This window comes from Streptococcus sp. HMSC064D12, from assembly GCF_001837205.1.
In the GTDB taxonomy this organism is placed as follows: domain Bacteria; phylum Bacillota; class Bacilli; order Lactobacillales; family Streptococcaceae; genus Streptococcus; species Streptococcus salivarius_D.
In genome coordinates, this window is record NZ_KV831729.1 from 18,717 (window position 1) to 36,518 (window position 17,802).

Annotated in this window: 15 protein-coding genes, 1 tRNA gene and 1 other annotated feature; of the genes, 11 read left to right on the top strand and 5 right to left on the bottom strand. The window is 36.8% G+C overall.

Annotation, left to right across the window (positions count from 1 at the left end):
- Positions 1–55: 55 nt before the first annotated feature.
- Positions 56–129, top strand: a tRNA-Asn gene (locus tag HMPREF2697_RS03005).
- A gap of 101 nt (positions 130–230) precedes the next feature.
- On the opposite strand, the gene HMPREF2697_RS03010 is transcribed toward HMPREF2697_RS03005, so the two are convergent.
- The 3 genes from HMPREF2697_RS03010 to HMPREF2697_RS03020 form a co-directional block, all read right to left on the bottom strand.
- The gene (locus HMPREF2697_RS03010; protein ID WP_070849576.1) at positions 231–2,825 is read right to left on the bottom strand and encodes a YfhO family protein; all 2,595 of its coding nucleotides are present in this window, start codon (positions 2,823–2,825) and stop codon (positions 231–233) included.
- Positions 2,826–2,874: 49 nt separating this feature from the next.
- Entirely contained in the window at positions 2,875–4,497 is a 1,623-nt protein-coding gene (locus tag HMPREF2697_RS03015) for an ABC-F family ATP-binding cassette domain-containing protein (RefSeq protein WP_014632476.1), read from the bottom strand.
- Positions 4,498–4,563: 66 nt separating this feature from the next.
- Positions 4,564–5,436, bottom strand: coding sequence for a YitT family protein (locus HMPREF2697_RS03020; RefSeq protein ID WP_014632477.1), 873 nt, complete (start codon positions 5,434–5,436; stop codon positions 4,564–4,566).
- A 144-nt stretch (positions 5,437–5,580) separates the two neighbouring features.
- Positions 5,581–5,820: a binding site (T-box leader), on the top strand.
- A gap of 44 nt (positions 5,821–5,864) precedes the next feature.
- On the opposite strand from HMPREF2697_RS03020, the gene trpS reads away from it, so the two are divergent.
- Positions 5,865–6,887, top strand: a complete 1,023-nt coding sequence (gene trpS, locus HMPREF2697_RS03025) for a tryptophan--tRNA ligase (RefSeq protein WP_014632478.1) — start codon at positions 5,865–5,867, stop codon at positions 6,885–6,887.
- Positions 6,888–7,065: 178 nt separating this feature from the next.
- Positions 7,066–8,547 carry an IMP dehydrogenase gene (gene guaB / locus HMPREF2697_RS03030; protein WP_013991341.1) on the top strand — a complete coding sequence of 494 codons (1,482 nt, stop codon included), beginning with the start codon at positions 7,066–7,068 and terminating at the stop codon, positions 8,545–8,547.
- 180 nt (positions 8,548–8,727) lie between these two features.
- Here the strand turns inward: guaB and recF are convergent, their stop codons facing one another.
- Positions 8,728–9,828, bottom strand: coding sequence for a DNA replication/repair protein RecF (gene recF, locus HMPREF2697_RS03035; protein WP_070849579.1), 1,101 nt, complete (start codon positions 9,826–9,828; stop codon positions 8,728–8,730).
- Between the two features lie 2 nt (positions 9,829–9,830).
- Entirely contained in the window at positions 9,831–10,208 is a 378-nt protein-coding gene (gene yaaA / locus HMPREF2697_RS03040) for a S4 domain-containing protein YaaA (protein WP_014635201.1), read from the bottom strand.
- Positions 10,209–10,285: 77 nt separating this feature from the next.
- Here yaaA and yfmF point away from each other — a divergent pair, with 77 nt between their 5' ends.
- From yfmF to HMPREF2697_RS03080, 8 genes are all read left to right on the top strand, one after another.
- Positions 10,286–11,536, top strand: a complete 1,251-nt coding sequence (gene yfmF, locus HMPREF2697_RS03045) for an EF-P 5-aminopentanol modification-associated protein YfmF (protein ID WP_045769305.1) — start codon at positions 10,286–10,288, stop codon at positions 11,534–11,536.
- Position 11,537: 1 nt separating this feature from the next.
- Entirely contained in the window at positions 11,538–12,815 is a 1,278-nt protein-coding gene (gene yfmH / locus HMPREF2697_RS03050) for an EF-P 5-aminopentanol modification-associated protein YfmH (RefSeq protein WP_045769306.1), read from the top strand.
- A gap of 58 nt (positions 12,816–12,873) precedes the next feature.
- Positions 12,874–13,731: a helix-turn-helix domain-containing protein gene (locus tag HMPREF2697_RS03055; protein ID WP_045769307.1), complete on the top strand. Its 858-nt coding sequence runs from the start codon at positions 12,874–12,876 to the stop codon at positions 13,729–13,731.
- 12 nt (positions 13,732–13,743) lie between these two features.
- Positions 13,744–14,286, top strand: coding sequence for a CDP-diacylglycerol--glycerol-3-phosphate 3-phosphatidyltransferase (pgsA, locus tag HMPREF2697_RS03060; RefSeq protein ID WP_002885640.1), 543 nt, complete (start codon positions 13,744–13,746; stop codon positions 14,284–14,286).
- Positions 14,287–14,298: 12 nt separating this feature from the next.
- A complete protein-coding gene (locus tag HMPREF2697_RS03065) occupies positions 14,299–15,129 on the top strand; it encodes an energy-coupling factor ABC transporter ATP-binding protein (RefSeq protein ID WP_048790841.1) in 831 nt (276 codons plus the stop codon).
- The gene (locus HMPREF2697_RS03070) at positions 15,105–15,947 is read left to right on the top strand and encodes an energy-coupling factor transporter ATPase (RefSeq protein WP_014632481.1); all 843 of its coding nucleotides are present in this window, start codon (positions 15,105–15,107) and stop codon (positions 15,945–15,947) included. Before HMPREF2697_RS03065 ends, HMPREF2697_RS03070 begins: the two co-directional genes overlap by 25 nt.
- A complete protein-coding gene (locus HMPREF2697_RS03075; protein ID WP_002885790.1) occupies positions 15,940–16,734 on the top strand; it encodes an energy-coupling factor transporter transmembrane component T family protein in 795 nt (264 codons plus the stop codon). The genes HMPREF2697_RS03070 and HMPREF2697_RS03075 overlap by 8 nt, the downstream gene beginning before the upstream one ends.
- Positions 16,735–17,034: 300 nt before the next feature.
- Complete coding sequence (locus HMPREF2697_RS03080) at positions 17,035–17,607, top strand: aggregation-promoting factor (protein WP_002887110.1); 573 nt, start codon at positions 17,035–17,037, stop codon at positions 17,605–17,607.
- The last annotated feature ends 195 nt before the right edge of the window (positions 17,608–17,802 follow it).

The following is a 17,802-nucleotide window of genomic DNA, read 5'->3' on the forward strand; positions in this document are numbered from 1 at the left end:
GCGGTAACACGGGTTCGAATCCCGTACGGACTATTTTTGCTACTTAGCAGTTTTATCCGCCATAGCTCAGTTGGTAGTAGCGCATGACTGTTAATCATGATGTCGTAGGTTCGAGTCCTACTGGCGGAGTGATAAGACACCTCAAGTTGTATAGCTTGAGTTTTTTGTACCTAAAGATAAATAAGGTCTGGAACAATTGTTCCAGACCTATTTAATATTATTTAAGATAATCAGCTTTTTTGAATAACGGTTATTTTTCTGATGAAATAAGCGTAACAACAAAATATGATACTTGCCAATAGACTAATCAACAAACCTGTCTTAAGACCATAGGGAATGAAGGTTAGAACAACTTTACCTTTCCCACTAGGGACATCAACTTTCATGAACCCCTTTTGAGCTCGTTGAATCTTAACTTTTTTATGATTTATGGTCGCTGTCCACCCCTTATCGTATGGAATGGTGAAGAATAGTGAGGCATTCGTTTTACTACTATAATCAACGAACACTTTATTATTTGACGTCGTAACCTTGCTATCACGTTCATTAATAGTATCCATAGCTATCTGATAGTTTTGAGTATCAAGGGCATAAAAACTAGGATTATCAAAGGATATTGCTTTATTGCCAGGAAAACTAAGTTTGATGGTAACCATTGATTCTGTTTCAAAGTAGCCAAGATCGAAGAAATCAAAGGTATTGTCGGTAACTTGATTCTTTGTCACACCATTTACAGTAATTGACAGAGAGTGGTTATTGTCATCGGACCAAGAAATGTTAGGAATACTAACATAGAGTTGACTATGTGGTGGAGCGATAACTCGATAGGTGATTGTTACAAAATCTTTATTCGAGTTGCTAACGTTTTTAGCCACGCGCTGATTCAAAGACTTAGCATCTTGATCAAAAAGTTGAGATGGAGCTCGTTTAAAATATGTTAAGTTAAGTCCAGATAGAGCATTTAGCAAGCTAGTTTGATTGTCAAGCGTATTGACAGTGAAGTCAATATTCTTGTAAATGCCATCAGTTAAGATAGCAAGCTGACTTGCATTATTATTTTGATAAAGCCCCATTGTTTTCTCAGAAGTTACGTGATTAAAACCATACTTATTAAGGTCAAAGTTCGATAAATTATATTTTATTCCGAAGAGACTATCAGCGATAATGGTGTTATTTTGGTAACGTAGGTTTAAATTAGTCCCTTCAGATTTGAAGCCTAACCTATCGAGTGTTGAGCTTGAAGCAGTATTTCGAATGGATGAAAACTGAGAGATACCATTATAGTTGAATTTCATACTGTCGTTACCGGTTTGAGCCTCTAACCTTTCAGTACGGTAAAAAGTCTTATTCGCTTGCTTAGTATCTGAAACTAGTTTTGTAATGGCAGACATATTTCGTAGATAGCCTTCACGAGTTGGGAATACCCACTCATTTCCCAGAGCTCCAACAACATAGTAAGTACTTAATGCAAGCTCAAAAATGCAGAATAAGAAGGTGAAACAGCGAAAAACACTCCCAGGAATTTGCTGTCTAAAATAGCTAATAAATAGAATGGCATAGGCTAGAAGAAATGCTAAGCTTAATAGCCAGGAGACAGATTCAATAAAGCTATAGTGAGATTGGAAAATCCAAGTTAGTAAGTAAGCGGTACTCAATCCTAAGAAAGATAGGAGGAGTCTTTTAAAAGAAAAGTTTTTAATTCGGTTGAGTGTTTCTCCTGCCAAAAGAACAATTAGGAGAGATAGGAGCCAAGAATAGCGATGGAGAAACATGTTGGGTGCATGCATGCCTTGCCAAAACAAATCAAGAGGCTGTAAGTAGAAGCTAGCGATAAAGAAAGCTACTAATAGGAGATAACCTATACGTAATGATAGCTTGACTTCCCTACTAATAAAGAAAAGTAGAAAAAGAATCAAAGGTAAGATTCCAACATAGATCATAGGGATTGATCCAAATTTAGTAGTATCGTAAACTCCAACGAGATTTTTCGCAAAGAAGTCAAAATAATAGGTGGACTCTGTCAACAAACTTGACGCACCTGTAAACTTTTCACCATGTGTGGTCAAGTCAAGTAGTGTAGGTAGTAACATGACAGCACTACTTAAACCAGCGAGTATAGAGACAATTCCAAAGTCTATGAAATGAAGAATCTTACTCTTCCATCCCTTGATAGTTATCAATTGTACTATGGTGTAAAGGGTTAGGAAAATAGCCATCATATAACCAAAATAGTAATTTTGGATAAAAAGACAGGTTAGGCTAAAAAAGTATAAGCCCCGTTTATTGAATCTTAGTAAGAGATGTAAACCTAATATGATTAGAGGTGCTAGAATAAAGGCATCTAGCCAGGTATTAATTTCTAACTGACTGGTAGCGAAGCTCATCAAAGCAAATCCTGTAGAAAGACATAGGATGAAACTTCTTGACACTTTTGTAAAGAGCCGCTTAAAACTAAAAGCTCCTGATAACCCAATAAGCCCGAATTTAATTAGTGTTATATAATAAAAAGCATCGGCCATTTGGTTGACAGTAAAGAAATAGTAAAGTGGAGACAAGAAGGAACCTAGGTAATAGCTTGTTAAAGCATAGAAATTAAGCCCTAGACCACTTGTAAAGGTGTAAAAGAGGCTCCCATCTCCATGAAGTATATTCCGAAGTCCAGTTGCAAAAATCACATACTGATGAAATCCATCACTTGTTAAAATAGTCCGCTCACTACCAGGATAGATTTTTTGGCTATACAGCACCCCTATCATGATTAGTACTGGCAAGAAAAAAGCAGCCAGATAAAATAATAAAGTCGTATGGTATTTTTTATTTGTCATAATGATACTAAGACAGGTTGGGATATCCCAACCTGCATCTTTTTATAGTTTAATCAGCCCATAGTGCTTTGACTTTAGCTTGCACTTCTTCATTTTCAAGGAACTCATCATAAGTTTCATCAATACGGTCAATAACCCCATTTTTAGAAACAACTACGATGTGGTTCGCTATTGTTTGGATAAATTCATGGTCATGACTGGCAAAGATAACAGACTCTTTGAAGTCACGGACGCCATCATTCAGACTTGAGATTGATTCCAAATCCAAGTGATTAGTAGGATCATCTAGAAGAAGGACGTTAGATTTCAAAAGCATGAGTTTAGAAAGCATGACACGTACCTTTTCTCCCCCTGAGAGAACACTAACAGATTTATTAACCTCATCCCCTGAGAAGAGCATACGCCCAAGGAATCCACGCAAGAAGGTATCGTCATCTTCACCTTTTTCGGCAAATTGACGGAGCCATTCGAGAATTGATTCACCGGATGCAAAGTCTTTAGAATTGTCTTTTGGAAGGTAAGAACGGCTAGTAGTAACACCCCATTTGATTGTACCTTCGTAGTCAATATCACCGGCAAGAGCACGAATCAATGCAGTTGTTTGAATATCGTTTTGACCGATGATGGCAGTCTTATCTCCTGGTCGTAAGATGAAACTAATATTGTCAAGAATAGTCTCACCATCCATCTTAACAGTGAGATTTTCAACTGTTAGAAGGTCATTACCGATTTCACGCTCTGCTTTGAAATTGATGAATGGGTATTTACGACTTGATGGGACGATTTCTTCTAGCTCAATTTTATCAAGCATTTTCTTACGAGAAGTCGCTTGTTTAGATTTTGAAGCGTTGGCAGAGAAACGAGCAACGAATTCTTGAAGTTCCTTAATTTTTTCTTCTGCTTTGGCATTACGGTCAGCCTGCAAGCGTGCAGCCAATTCTGAAGATTGTTTCCAGAAGTCATAGTTACCGACATAGAGTTTGATTTTACCAAAGTCAAGGTCGGCCATATGCGTACACACCTTATTCAAGAAGTGACGGTCATGGGATACGACAATGACCGTATTTTCAAAATCAATCAAGAAATCTTCAAGCCAAGAGATTGACTGGATATCAAGACCATTGGTAGGTTCGTCAAGAAGAAGTACATCAGGTTTACCAAAGAGTGCTTTTGCAAGGAGAACCTTGACCTTGTCACCATTAGCCAATTCACTCATGTTTTGATAGTGAAGGTCTTCTGAGATATTTAGATTCTGAAGCAATTGTGAGGCTTCGCTTTCAGCTTCCCAACCACCTAATTCAGCAAAGAGTCCTTCTAGTTCAGCAGCACGGACACCATCTTCATCTGAAAAATCTTCTTTCATGTAGATGGCATCTTTTTCTTTCATGATATCGTAGAGACGTTCATTACCCATGATAACAACATCGATAACGCGTTCTTCTTCATAGTCAAAGTGGTTCTGACGAAGGACAGAAAGACGTTCATCAGGACCAAGAGAGATGTGTCCTGTTGTTGGTTCGATATCACCAGCTAAAATTTTCAAAAAAGTAGATTTACCAGCACCATTAGCACCGATAAGACCATAAGTATTACCTGGCGTGAAGGCAATGTTAACATCATCAAAAAGTTTACGATCGCTAAAACGAAGCGATACATCTGATACAGTAAGCATATAATATCCTTTATTTTTATTCTTAACTACTATTTTACGAGAAATTAGACTTTATTTCAATCGATTTTACAAGGGATTAATAAAGTCATTTGGAACTCTTTGGTAATCTTTTTGGAGGCTAAATCCACGTCCCATAACTGTAGAAGCAGGAACAATGACGATAAAGGCAGTTTCATCTATTTTTTGGATTTCTTCTTGGACTTTTGGAACCTCATGAGTTGACAAGGTAGTCATAATCATATTTTGTGCATGTCCGGTATGTCCACCAAGAACTGGGATTTTTGTTGCTCCTCGATCAGCCACTCTAGTGATGTAGTTTAGGATTTGTTCACTATTTTGCGAAATGATTAGAAGATTTCGTGATGAATTGAGTCCGACCATCATTTTATCAATTGTAAGAGAAACAACTCCAAGTGAGAGAATGGAATACATAACAGTATCAGGAGGAAAGGCAATAGCACTGATTGCGACAATGATTCCATCGACAATAAGTAGTACCATTCCTAGTGGGAGTGGCGTATATTTGTTGAGAATTTGTGTGATAATTCCAGTTCCTCCAGTTGAGGAATTTCCATAAAAAACTATTCCTAGTCCTAACCCTAATACAATTCCCCCAAAAATAGCAGCCAACAAAGGTTGTTTGGTGAGTGTAGGTAATCCCTCAGTTAATTTAATAAAAGTTGGGAAGACAAGAGACCCATAGAAGGTTTTTAGGAGAACTTCGCGGCCAAGAAAGCACCAACATAAAATTAACAAAGGGATGGTTGTTGCTAAGACGAAGTTAGCATTATTCCAACCAAAAAGGGCGTTTAAACTAATGGCTAGCCCTCCGACACCACCTGAAGCAATATTATTCTTAACTAAAAGTGAGTTATAGCCAACCGCAGCAATAAAAGAACCGAGTGTAACTAAAAGTATGTCTATTATTCGACGTTTCATATAATATCTCCTAGAAATGATATTCTTATTATCAAGTCTTTTTAAGTTTCCGTCAAGTAATGACTATTTTGGTTGTATCTGAGGTTGTGTTTCACGTGAAACTAGAAACATAATCTTGACAAAAATAGATAAAACAATGTAGAATAATAGTCATCAGAAGAGTAATTCTATCCTTTTTTATAGAGAGCTGGTGGTTGCTGAAAATCAGTATGAAGGTGGAATGAATGGGCTGAAGAGAATTGACGATTAACGTGAACACATAAACGTTAGGTTTGGCACCCCTTATCGTGCAACTTCTTTGTTGAGAAGGTTTGAGATGATAGCTGCAGAAAGAGTTATCAACTGAGGTGGTACCGCGTATCAAAAGTGATTAACGCCCTCACGCATGTTTTTGCGTGGGGATTTTTTTGTATTAGAGAGGTAATTATATGACGAAACCTATTATTTTGACGGGAGACCGTCCAACAGGGAAACTTCATCTAGGACACTATGTTGGTAGTTTAAAAAATCGTGTCCTTTTACAAGACGAAGATAAATATAACATGTTTGTCTTCTTGGCTGATCAGCAAGCTCTTACGGATCACGCAAAAGAGTCAGAAATCATCAAAGAATCGATTGGGAATGTTGCTTTAGATTATCTCTCTGTAGGTTTGGATCCAGCTAAGTCAACTATTTTCATTCAAAGTCAGATTCCTGAGTTGGCTGAGTTGACTATGTATTACATGAACCTAGTTTCATTGGCACGTTTAGAGCGTAACCCAACGGTTAAGACGGAAATTGCTCAAAAAGGCTTCGGAGGATCTATTCCAACAGGATTTCTAGTTTATCCAATTTCTCAGGCAGCTGATATCACGGCCTTTAAAGCAAATTATGTTCCTGTAGGTAATGACCAAAAGCCAATGATTGAGCAGACACGTGAAATTGCACGTAGCTTCAATCATACTTATAATTGTGATATTTTGGTTGAGCCAGAGGGAATCTACCCTGAAAATGAAGCTGCAGGGCGCCTTCCAGGTCTAGATGGTAATGCTAAAATGTCTAAATCCTTGGGGAATGGAATCTTCCTTTCAGATGATGAAGATACTGTTCGTAAAAAAGTCATGAGCATGTATACGGATCCAAATCATATTCGTGTGGAAGATCCAGGTCAAATTGAAGGTAACATGGTTTTCCATTATCTTGATATCTTTGGTCGCGAAGAGGATGCTACTACAATTGCTGAAATGAAAGAACATTATCAACGAGGTGGTTTAGGAGATGTGAAGACAAAACGTTATCTTCTAGAAATCTTAGAACGTGAGTTAGCTCCAATTCGTGAACGCCGTTTAGAATATGCCAAGGATATGGGAGAAGTTTTCCGTATGCTTGAAAAAGGTAGTCAAGCAGCGCGTGAAGTTGCTGGACAAACATTGGCAGAAGTAAAAGAAGCAATGGGAATTAATTATTTCTAAGAAATAAAAAGTAGGGACTCAAGATAATCTAGAGCCCTATTTTTATTTGGAAAAAGGTTTTCTTAGAATCTTATGCGAAATCTGTTGACAAATCATTTTAGCATGATATGATATTATCAATTAAAAAATAGACTGGGGTTTCTGTACCTCAAAACTTTGAGAAAAGAGGACGATTATAATGTCAAATTGGGACACTAAATTCTTGAAAAAAGGTTACACTTTTGATGACGTATTGCTTATTCCTGCGGAAAGTCATGTTCTACCAAACAACGTCAACTTGAAGACGAAATTGGCTAAAAATTTGACATTAAATATCCCAATTATCACTGCAGCCATGGATACGGTCACAGATAGTAAGATGGCTATCTCAATTGCTCGTGCAGGTGGTTTGGGTGTCATTCACAAAAACATGTCTATTGCGGAACAAGCTGAAGAAGTTCGAAAAGTAAAGCGCTCTGAAAATGGTGTCATCATTGATCCATTCTTCTTAACGCCTGAAAATAAAGTTGCTGAAGCTGAAGAGTTGATGCAACGTTACCGTATTTCAGGGGTTCCAATTGTTGAGACACTTGAAAATCGTAAATTGGTTGGTATTATCACAAACCGTGATATGCGTTTTATCTCTAATTACGATACTCCAATTTCAGAACACATGACTTCTGAAAAATTGGTCACTGCTCCAGTTGGAACAGATCTTGAAACAGCTGAAAGTATTCTTCATGAGCATCGTATTGAAAAGCTACCTCTAGTTGATGAAGAAGGTCGTTTGTCAGGACTCATTACTATTAAGGACATCGAAAAAGTTATCGAGTTTCCTAATGCAGCTAAGGATGAATTCGGTCGTCTTTTGGTCGCAGGTGCTGTAGGGGTTACTTCTGATACCTTTGAACGTGCAGAAGCTCTCTTTGAAGCAGGCGCAGATGCTATTGTCATTGATACTGCACATGGTCATTCAGCAGGTGTTCTTCGTAAAATTGCTGAAATTCGTGCCCACTTCCCAGATCGTACTTTGATTGCAGGAAATATTGCAACAGCTGAAGGTGCGCGTGCACTTTATGAAGCAGGTGTCGATGTCGTTAAAGTAGGTATCGGACCAGGTTCTATTTGTACAACACGTGTGGTTGCGGGTGTAGGTGTTCCTCAAGTCACTGCTATTTACGATGCTGCAAGTGTTGCGCGTGAATACGGAAAAACAATTATTGCTGATGGTGGTATCAAATACTCAGGTGATATTGTAAAAGCTCTTGCAGCAGGTGGTAATGCTGTAATGCTTGGTTCTATGTTTGCTGGTACTGATGAAGCACCAGGTGAAACTGAGATTTTCCAAGGTCGTAAATATAAATCATACCGTGGTATGGGATCAATTGCAGCGATGAAGAAGGGATCAAGCGATCGTTACTTCCAAGGTGCAGTTAATGAAGCGAATAAACTTGTTCCAGAAGGAATTGAAGGCCGTGTAGCTTATAAAGGTTCTGCTGCTGATATTGTATTCCAATTGATTGGCGGTATCCGTGCAGGTATGGGGTATACAGGTGCAGAAGACATCCAGGCTTTACATGATAAAGCTCAGTTTGTTGAAATGTCAGGTGCAGGACTTATTGAAAGTCACCCTCATGATGTTCAAATTACCAACGAGGCGCCTAACTACTCAGCTCATTAATAAACATAAAAGTACTTATCTCAGATAAGTACTTTTTGTTTACAGAGATATTTACAATAAGTTTACAGCGTATTTACGTGAGTATAGTTGTTAATAAAGGATTTAGGTTGAAAGAGTTTACAACTTATTAGGTAATGCTTATCATATCTGTCAATTACCAAAAAATAGAAAACAAGTCATTTAATCGACTTGTTTTTCATAAATATTACCATTCTTGACTAAGAAGGTCTTTAAATCAGGTGGTAGGTTACTCAGATGATTAAGTGAAGTTGTCGTCATGAAGGTTTGAACCTCTTTGTCAATACTTTCTAACAGTTTAAGTTGACGGTGGTTGTCAAGCTCACTCATGACATCATCGAGGAGAAGAATAGGAAATTCACCTGTTACTTTTTTTATCAGAGCAATCTCAGCCATTTTTAAAGAAAGAATGAGGCTACGTTGCTGCCCCTGACTGCCGAAAGATGCGTTCATGTCATTGATGTAAAATGTCAAATCATCCCTATGTGGACCAACACCAGTGTTCTTTTTGAAGATATCTCTTTTGTGATTTTGCTTTAACGTGGTTAAAAATGATTCGCGAATAACTTTGTTATTTTCCAGTGGGATATTAGATTCGTAGGAGATTTTAAGGCGCTCTATCTGATTTGAGAGGTTACTATGATGTCTATCTGCCTCCTCCTCTAATTGCTTGATAAATTCTAGTCTATGTTCGATAACTCGTGTTCCAAAATCGGAAAGTTGTTCATCTAACACTGAGAGGAAATTAATGTCTACATTGTCAGTAGATTTGAGATAGGCATTACGTTGTTTGAGTACATGATTATAACTTGATAAGTCTGAGAGATAAACAGGCTTAATCTGTCCTAAATCAATATCTATAAATTTACGCCTTAGGCTTGGAGATCCTTTTATAAGTTGTAAATCCTCAGGAGCAAAGAGCACCACCGTCATGTGACCGATATAATCGGATAATTTAGCTTGTTTGAGATGGTTGACCTTTGTTATGCGTCCTTTATTAGATAAACTGATTTCCAGAGGTAGCTTCCCACTATAACGATGCACAATGCCGTTCAGTTTGAGAGCATTTTGCTGAAATTGAATCAGTTCCTTATCTGAACGGGTCCGATGACTACGTGTCAATGCTAGAAAATAGATTGCCTCAAGAATATTTGTTTTTCCTTGAGCGTTGCGACCAAGAAAAATATTGAGATGAGGTGAGAAGCTCACAGAGGCTTCAGTATAATTTCTAAAGTGTTGAATATCAATTTTTTCGAGCCACATAGTTAGGTTCCTGGAAAACGAACGGGTTTTCGTTTAGTTTTATTGCTTTCTTTTGACGGATGTGCTTTTTGTTTCTTTTTATTATCCTGATTCATTTTTTTAACAATGGCAGCAACACGTGCTTTTTCAGCGACTTCTTTTTGATGTTCTTCAATTTCATTTGTCGTTGGAGCTACAATCGTTATTTCAAGTTCCTCAGACGGAATGGTAATAACATCTCCATAACGAAGTTTTTTTCCACGACGTTTTTCATCCTCACCGTTGAATAAAACGGTATTATTAGCCAAGAAACCTTTTATAGCTCCGCCACTATGAATGATACTTAATTCTTTTAAAAGTGCCTGCAGTGTGATGTATTCATCAAATAATTTATATTCCATAGTACCTCAACTTTCTCTTGAGATAAGATAGCATAAAAATGGTATAATTGGAAGCATAAACTTTTTAGAGGTTATCAATGAAAATTGCTGATGGTGTCTATGTACACTTCATTCCAACACAAAAATATAAAACTAATCGTATTGTTTTTCGAATGACAGGTTCTTTGAATAAACAAACAATTGCTAAACGAGCCCTAGTTTCACAAATGTTGGCTACAGCCAATCAGACGTATCCAACAGTACAGTCTTTTAAAGAGAGACTAGCTTCTCTTTATGGAACACAGTTGTCAACTAGAGTGTCAACTAAAGGGTTGACACATAGCGTTGACATCGAGTTGACATATCTGAAAGATGCTTTTATTCCTACGAATGAAGGATTATTTTGGGAAGTGCTAGGATTTTTGAAAGATTGTCTTTACAAGCCACTGTCAAGAGTAGCTCAATACCAAAATAAAGTATTTGACATAGAAAAACAAAATTTAATGACCTACCTGGACGTTGATACAGAGAATAATTACTATTACAGTGAAGTTAAAGGAAGAGAGCTTTATTTTGTAAACGAGGGATTGAAAGTTCCCAAATATGGTCAAGCAGAACTTGTTGAAGTAGAAACCTCGTTTACAGCTTATCAAGAATTTCAAAGCATGTTGACAAGAGATCGTATTGATATCTTTATGGTTGGTGAATTTGATGATTATCAAGTACTCCAAGCGTTACATCGTTTTCCTTTGGAGGGACGTCAAGTTGATTTACAGTTTAGCTATAGTCAACCTTATGTCAACGTTGTGAAAGAAAAGATAGAACCTAGACAGAGTAGTCAATCTATTTTACAGCTAGGGTACCAATTTCCGTGTCAATATGGAGATAAAGATTACTTTGCTTTAATTGTATTCAATGCCATGTTCGGTGAATTTGCCCATTCAGCCTTGTTTACAACACTTAGAGAAAAGGAAGGGTTGGCTTATTCAATTAGTAGTCAATTTGATATCTTTACAGGTTTACTGGAAGTTTACGCTGGAATTGAAAAATCTAATAGAAATCAGGCTATGCGAGGAATTAGTAGAGAATTGAATTACATTAAATTAGGACGTTTTTCAAGTTCTCTCCTGAATCAAACCAAAAAAATCATACGAATGAATGCCCTACTCTCTGAAGATCATGCCTTAACATTAGTGGAACAACGTTTTAATAAGGTGATTTTTGGCGATAAAAGTCTTTCATTGGAGAATTGGTTAGATGAGATTGAGAAGGTTACTAAAAAAGATGTTTGCCGTGTAGCGCGTCAAGTTAAGCTACAGAGTTTGTTCTTTTTAGAAGGAGTGTCTTAAAATGGCTGCTTTGAAGAAACGTTATTATCAAAAAATTGATGAAGAAGTTTATTCAGCAATTTTAGATAATGGTATGTCTTTATCAATCATTAAGAAAAAAGGATTTGTAGAAAAAGCCGCCTTTTTGTCAACAAATTTTGGGGCGCTAGATAATCACTTCTATATTGATGGTGAGTTACAATCTTACCCTGCAGGTATTGCTCATTTTCTTGAACACAAGCTATTTGAGGATGAGCAGGGAAGGGATGTGACATTGGATTTTGTCAAGCTTGGAGCTGATGTCAATGCTTTTACAACCTTGGAGAAGACAACATATTATTTTTCTACCCTTGACCACTTTGAGGAGTCTTTAGAGCTTTTATTAAAGTTTACATCGAGCTTTACAAGTTCTGAAGATTCTGTCAACCATGAAAAAAGAATTATTGAACAAGAAATAAATATGTATCAGGATGATCCTGACTACAGAGCTTATCTAGGTTGTTTACAAAGTTTGTATCCTAATACTATATTAGATCAAGACATTGCTGGAAGTGTTGATAGTATTGAAGAAATTACTGTAAAGGACTTAAAAGATAATTTTGATTGTTTTTACAGACCAGCAAACTGTCATCTCGTCTTAGTGGGCGATTTTGATGTTGAAAACATTTACACTTCTGTCAATGAAAAACAAAGTAAGTTTACACCACCTGAGAGAATAGTCGAGAAAGAAAAGCACCTTATTGAGTCAGATATCCAAAAATTAGATAGTCTTCAAATGGAGATATTCATCTCAAAACTAGCCATTGGTTTTAAGAGTGTTCCTTTTACTGATAATCGTATGAGAGAAAACATACTGGTACAGTTATTGTTCAATTTACTGTTTGGCTGGACGTCTCCTTATTATCAAAATTGGTATGCTGAAGGAAAAATAGACGAGTCTGTGTCAATTGAATACGAGGTATCTAATCGATATTCATTTGTCATTATGACTATGGACACTGCAGAACCGATCCGTATGTCAAGTTTAATTCGTCAGGTGATGACATCGGCAGATAAAAAACGATTGTTGACGGAAGAAGCATTGGATTTACAAAAGAAAGCCTTGTATGGTGAATTTTTACGTAGTCTAGACAATATCCAGAATTTAGGGAGCCAATATTTAGCGTATTTTGAGAATGATAAAACATACTTTGATTTTGGTCAGGAACTGATGAGCATTACTTCCAAGGAGTTGAAGGATTTTTTGAATCACTATCTCTCAAATATGGAGATTACCGATTTTGTTGTCTTCCCTAAATAAGTGATTATTTGCTATAATAGAGACACGAAAACAAAGAAGAATATTAGAAAGGGGAAAAATGAAGTTACACTCTCTAGGTGAGCAACTACGTGCAGCGCGTATAAAGAAAGAGTTAAGTTTATATGATGTAGAAAAAATTTCTGGAGTCGAAGCTCAGTTTCTTCTGGCTATGGAAATGGATCAACTTAAAGCTTTGCCAGAGGATATTCAGCAAGAGGCGCTTGAAAAGTATGCCACTTCGGTTGGTTTAGATGGAAAACGTCTGTTTGAGGAGCAGAGACAGAATGAGCAAAAACTAAAAAAAGAGAAGAAACCCGTTGAACGTAAGGAAGATACCTTAGCTACTAAAGCTCCCATGTCACGTTTTTTAAAGCATAAACGTGAAGAAAAAAGAAAGTCTAACTATCTACCTTTACTAATGCTTAGTGCGGTTTCGTTACTTATCATCTGCTCAGTAGGTTATATTATTATTAGACATCTTTCTAATCAACCTCAGGTGATAAAACCAAATACTATCTCTACAGTTAATCATCTGTCAACGGCTAGTAGGGCTAAATCGTCACGAAGCATTTCTGAGGTTACCGTTTCGGGGGCAAATGTTACAACGACAACTCAAGGCAATCAACTAATGGTTGATTTCTCCAATGTAAATTCTTCAGTAGTTTTAGATGTGGAGTTATCAAAAGATAGCGATGACACATGGTTTTCAGTAGATAACTCAGATACTTCAGAGAGTTACCTCCTTTCAAAAACGAAAAATTCAAAATACTCTTTAGATTTTTCTGATAAAACTAAACCAACTCAAATTATTATTGCTCAATCTTCAAAAGTAACTCTAAAGGTAAATGGGGAGTCACTTGATTTATCTCAATTAGATAAAAATACACCTATCTACCTCACATTAAGAATCCAATAGAATCGAGAAGAAATGTTTAAAAAAGAAAATTTACCTAATTTATTGACACTTGCTAGAATTGTTTTGATTCCTATCTTTTTACTGATGACATCACTTGCGTCAAGTAATGTCATGCATATTGCTGCTGCGGTTGTCTTCGCTATTGCCAGTATTACAGATTATTTAGATGGCTATTTGGCACGAAAATGGCATGTTGTTACTAATTTCGGGAAATTTGCAGATCCATTGGCAGATAAGATGCTAGTGATGTCAGCATTTATTATGTTAGTCGGTATTAATCAAGCGCCAGCCTGGGTGGTTTCAGTTATTATCTGTCGTGAGCTTGCAGTCACAGGTCTTCGTCTTTTATTAGTGGAGAACGGTGGTACAGTTCTCGCTGCAGCTATGCCTGGTAAGATTAAGACAGTGACTCAGATGTTATCTATTATTCTATTATTGTGTCATCTGCATTTTGTAGGAACAATTATGCTTTATATTGCTTTGTTCTTTACAATTTACTCAGGCTATGATTATTTCAAAGGTGCAGGTTTCTTATTTAAGGATACTTTCAAATAGTACGATAAATCAATGATTGAAATAAAAAATTTAAAGTTTAAATATCATCAAGATCAACCATCCTATATTCTTGATGATGTATCGTTTCACGTGAAACGTGGGGAATGGTTATCCATTGTAGGGCATAATGGTTCTGGAAAATCCACGACAGCACGTCTTATTGACGGACTATTAGTGGCAGAGTCTGGGCAGATTATTGTTGATGGTCAAGAATTAACAGAAGACAATGTCTGGGATATCCGTGATAAGATTGGTATGGTCTTTCAAAATCCAGATAATCAATTTGTTGGGGCAACTGTTGAAGATGATGTTGCTTTTGGTCTTGAAAATAAAGGTGTTCCCTATGAAGAAATGGCTTTAAGGGTTCAAGAGGCTCTGGAATTTGTGGGAATGTCAGAATTTAAGGATAGAGAGCCAGCTAGATTATCTGGAGGCCAAAAACAACGTGTGGCTATTGCAGGTATTGTAGCTATGAGACCATCTATTTTGATTTTGGATGAGGCAACCAGCATGCTTGACCCAGAAGGTCGCCAGGAATTGATTCAATCTATTAAAGCTATTCGTAAAGAGTACGGAATGACTGTTTTATCAATTACTCATGATCTCGATGAGGTCGCTTTGAGTGACCGTGTTTTGGTTTTGAAAAAAGGTAAAGTGGAGTCTGTTTCAAGTCCTCGTGAACTATTTAGTAGGGGCTCAGAGTTGGTTGACTTAGGTTTGGATATCCCTTTTAGTGCATTATTAACTCAAAAGCTAAGAAATAAAGGTCTGATAGATTGTGAAGACTATCTGACAGAAAAGGAATTGGTAGAACAACTATGGGAATCTCTCTCAAAAATGTAAGTTATATCTATCAAGCGGGTACTCCTTTTGAGGGGCGTGCCCTTTTTGATATGACGACGACGATAAAAGATGGTTCATATACGGCCTTTATTGGACATACAGGAAGTGGTAAATCTACTATTATGCAGCTCTTGAATGGCCTTTATTTACCCACTAGTGGTCAGGTTCACGTTGATGATACGATTATAACCAGTCAATCAAAGAATAAGGACATAAAACCAATTCGTAAGAAGGTAGGTTTAGTTTTTCAATTTCCAGAAAGTCAGTTATTTGCAGAAACTGTTTTAGAAGATGTTGCCTTTGGACCTCAAAATTTCGGAGTTTCTAAGGAAGAAGCAGAACAACGTGCTATTGAAAGTCTAAAATTAGTTGGACTCCCAGAAGAGTTTCATGGACAGAATCCTTTCGATTTATCAGGGGGACAAATGCGACGTGTTGCCATCGCAGGGATTCTAGCTATGCAACCAGATATTTTAGTACTGGATGAACCGACTGCTGGTCTAGATCCACAGGGCCGGAAGGAATTGATGTCTCTCTTTAAGGAGTTACATCTTTCTGGGATGACGATTGTTTTAGTAACTCACTTGATGGATGATGTTGCCGATTATGCAACAGCTGTGAATGTTATGGAAAAAGGGCAACTAGTGTTGTCGGGAGCTCCTAAAGATGTTTTTCAAAAGGTTACTTTTCTTAAAGAAAAGCAGTTAGGTGTTCCTAAAATCACAGAGTTTGCGCTACAGCTACAAGAAAAAGGTTATCAATTTGAAAGTCTCCCTATTACAATCGAGGAATTCGTAGAGGTGGTGTCGCATGGATAAGTTAATTATTGGACGTTATATTGTTGGGGACTCTTTTATACACCGATTAGACCCTAGAAGTAAATTATTAGCCATGCTGATTTATATTGTTATTATCTTTTGGGCTAATAATCCCTTAACTTATGCTGTAATAACTTTATTTACACTTTTCTTGGTTTTCTTGTCTAAAATAAAACTTGGTTTCTTTTTAGGTGGAATCAAACCAATGATTTGGATTATTTTATTTTCTACCCTATTTCAAGTTTTCTTCAATACAAAAGGGAGTGTGCTTTGGTCTATCGGCTTTTTAAAGATTACGGAAGTCGGTTTAAATCAAGGTTGGATGATATTCCTTAGATTTATCCTCATTATTAGTTTTTCCACCCTACTTACTCTAACGACAACACCTTTAAGTTTATCTGATGCAGTTGAATCACTTTTAAAACCACTTACTGTTTTCAAAGTGCCGGCACATGAAATTGGTTTAATGCTATCTTTGAGTCTACGTTTTGTACCAACTTTGATGGATGATACGACTCGTATTATGAATGCTCAAAAGGCGCGTGGTGTTGATTTTGGTGAAGGAAATATTATTCAAAAGGTACGGTCAATAATACCTATTTTAATTCCTTTGTTTGCATCAAGCTTTAAACGAGCAGATGCTCTGGCGATTGCTATGGAAGCACGAGGCTATCAAGGTGGTGAAGGACGAACAAAATATCGTCGACTTTCATGGAATGGTCGAGATACCTTATCAATTATTGCTATTTTAGCTTTAGGATTAATGCTTTTTTATCTTAAGAGTTAATTCGTTGAGATAAATAAAAACTAGGTCTTAAGACCTAGAAGTTTTAGATGGACGCCCACGTAGGCGTTCTTTTTTCGTCTAATCCCAACCTACTTGTAATATTTTTAATATCCCTAACAAGGGGATGTTATATTTCCAAGGTATCATAGATACATGGTTATAGTTCTTCAGCTTAGTCTGGATTGAGAAATCCCTATATAGAGTAAGCCAGTTGATTTACCTATTAGTCATAAACAATAAAATAACTTAAAATCTTTGACTAATATGGATTGGACTATAAATAGATAAAGGAGCATCATCATGCAAAAAAAGAATACATCTAACACTAAAAAATTAGGTCTTTTTGGACTTGTTACAGTAGCAACACTTGGAGCAACAGCTTTAGCTAATGCAGAAACTTACACAGTTCAAAAAGGCGATACACTTTCAGCTATTGCTAAGAAAAATGGTACGACCGTAGATGAAATCGTTTCAAAAAACGGTATTCAAGACGCCAATAAGATTTCTATTGGTCAAAACTTAACAATTAATGAAACAACTGAAGAGACTACAGAACCTTCAGCTACAACAGAAGCAGCTGCTGAATCAACACAATCAACAGAGTCTACACAAAGTGAAGATACTCAAGCAACCAATACAAATCTTTCTTCTTCAGAGGCAGCTGCCAAAGAAGAAATCGCGCAACGTGAGTCAAGCGGTAGCTATACAGCTCAAAATGGGCAATATTATGGACGTTACCAATTAGCATCATCATATTTGAACGGAGACTTGTCTCCTGAAAATCAAGAGAAGGTAGCAGACAATTATGTAGCAAGCCGTTATGGTTCATGGACAGCAGCTCTTGCTTTCTGGAATGCTAATGGTTGGTACTAAATCATTATTACTGACTTATGAGGAAAACTTGTAAAATCTCATACAAATAAGGGAAAAATGCCAGATTTTTGGCATTTTTTTATCAAAATGATGAATCATTGTAACATTAGACATAATCCAAATAATCGGCAGTAATATTACTAAGTTATGATGAATGTAACTAGAATTAACTAGGAGGGATTTATGTTAAAAAAA

What these genes read in the sequence shown, in the direction of transcription:
- yaaA (WP_014635201.1), bottom strand. Translation starts at nt 10,208, where the DNA reads ATGGAATATAAATTATTTGATGAATACATCACACTGCAGGCACTTTTA.
- HMPREF2697_RS03015 (WP_014632476.1), bottom strand. Translation starts at nt 4,497, where the DNA reads ATGCTTACTGTATCAGATGTATCGCTTCGTTTTAGCGATCGTAAACTT.
- HMPREF2697_RS03055 (WP_045769307.1), top strand. Translation starts at nt 12,874, where the DNA reads ATGAAGTTACACTCTCTAGGTGAGCAACTACGTGCAGCGCGTATAAAG.
- guaB (WP_013991341.1), top strand. Translation starts at nt 7,066, where the DNA reads ATGTCAAATTGGGACACTAAATTCTTGAAAAAAGGTTACACTTTTGAT.
- HMPREF2697_RS03020 (WP_014632477.1), bottom strand. Translation starts at nt 5,436, where the DNA reads ATGAAACGTCGAATAATAGACATACTTTTAGTTACACTCGGTTCTTTT.
- pgsA (WP_002885640.1), top strand. Translation starts at nt 13,744, where the DNA reads ATGTTTAAAAAAGAAAATTTACCTAATTTATTGACACTTGCTAGAATT.
- HMPREF2697_RS03070 (WP_014632481.1), top strand. Translation starts at nt 15,105, where the DNA reads ATGGGAATCTCTCTCAAAAATGTAAGTTATATCTATCAAGCGGGTACT.
- yfmH (WP_045769306.1), top strand. Translation starts at nt 11,538, where the DNA reads ATGGCTGCTTTGAAGAAACGTTATTATCAAAAAATTGATGAAGAAGTT.
- yfmF (WP_045769305.1), top strand. Translation starts at nt 10,286, where the DNA reads ATGAAAATTGCTGATGGTGTCTATGTACACTTCATTCCAACACAAAAA.
- trpS (WP_014632478.1), top strand. Translation starts at nt 5,865, where the DNA reads ATGACGAAACCTATTATTTTGACGGGAGACCGTCCAACAGGGAAACTT.
- HMPREF2697_RS03010 (WP_070849576.1), bottom strand. Translation starts at nt 2,825, where the DNA reads ATGACAAATAAAAAATACCATACGACTTTATTATTTTATCTGGCTGCT.
- HMPREF2697_RS03075 (WP_002885790.1), top strand. Translation starts at nt 15,940, where the DNA reads ATGGATAAGTTAATTATTGGACGTTATATTGTTGGGGACTCTTTTATA.
- HMPREF2697_RS03080 (WP_002887110.1), top strand. Translation starts at nt 17,035, where the DNA reads ATGCAAAAAAAGAATACATCTAACACTAAAAAATTAGGTCTTTTTGGA.
- HMPREF2697_RS03065 (WP_048790841.1), top strand. Translation starts at nt 14,299, where the DNA reads ATGATTGAAATAAAAAATTTAAAGTTTAAATATCATCAAGATCAACCA.
- recF (WP_070849579.1), bottom strand. Translation starts at nt 9,828, where the DNA reads ATGTGGCTCGAAAAAATTGATATTCAACACTTTAGAAATTATACTGAA.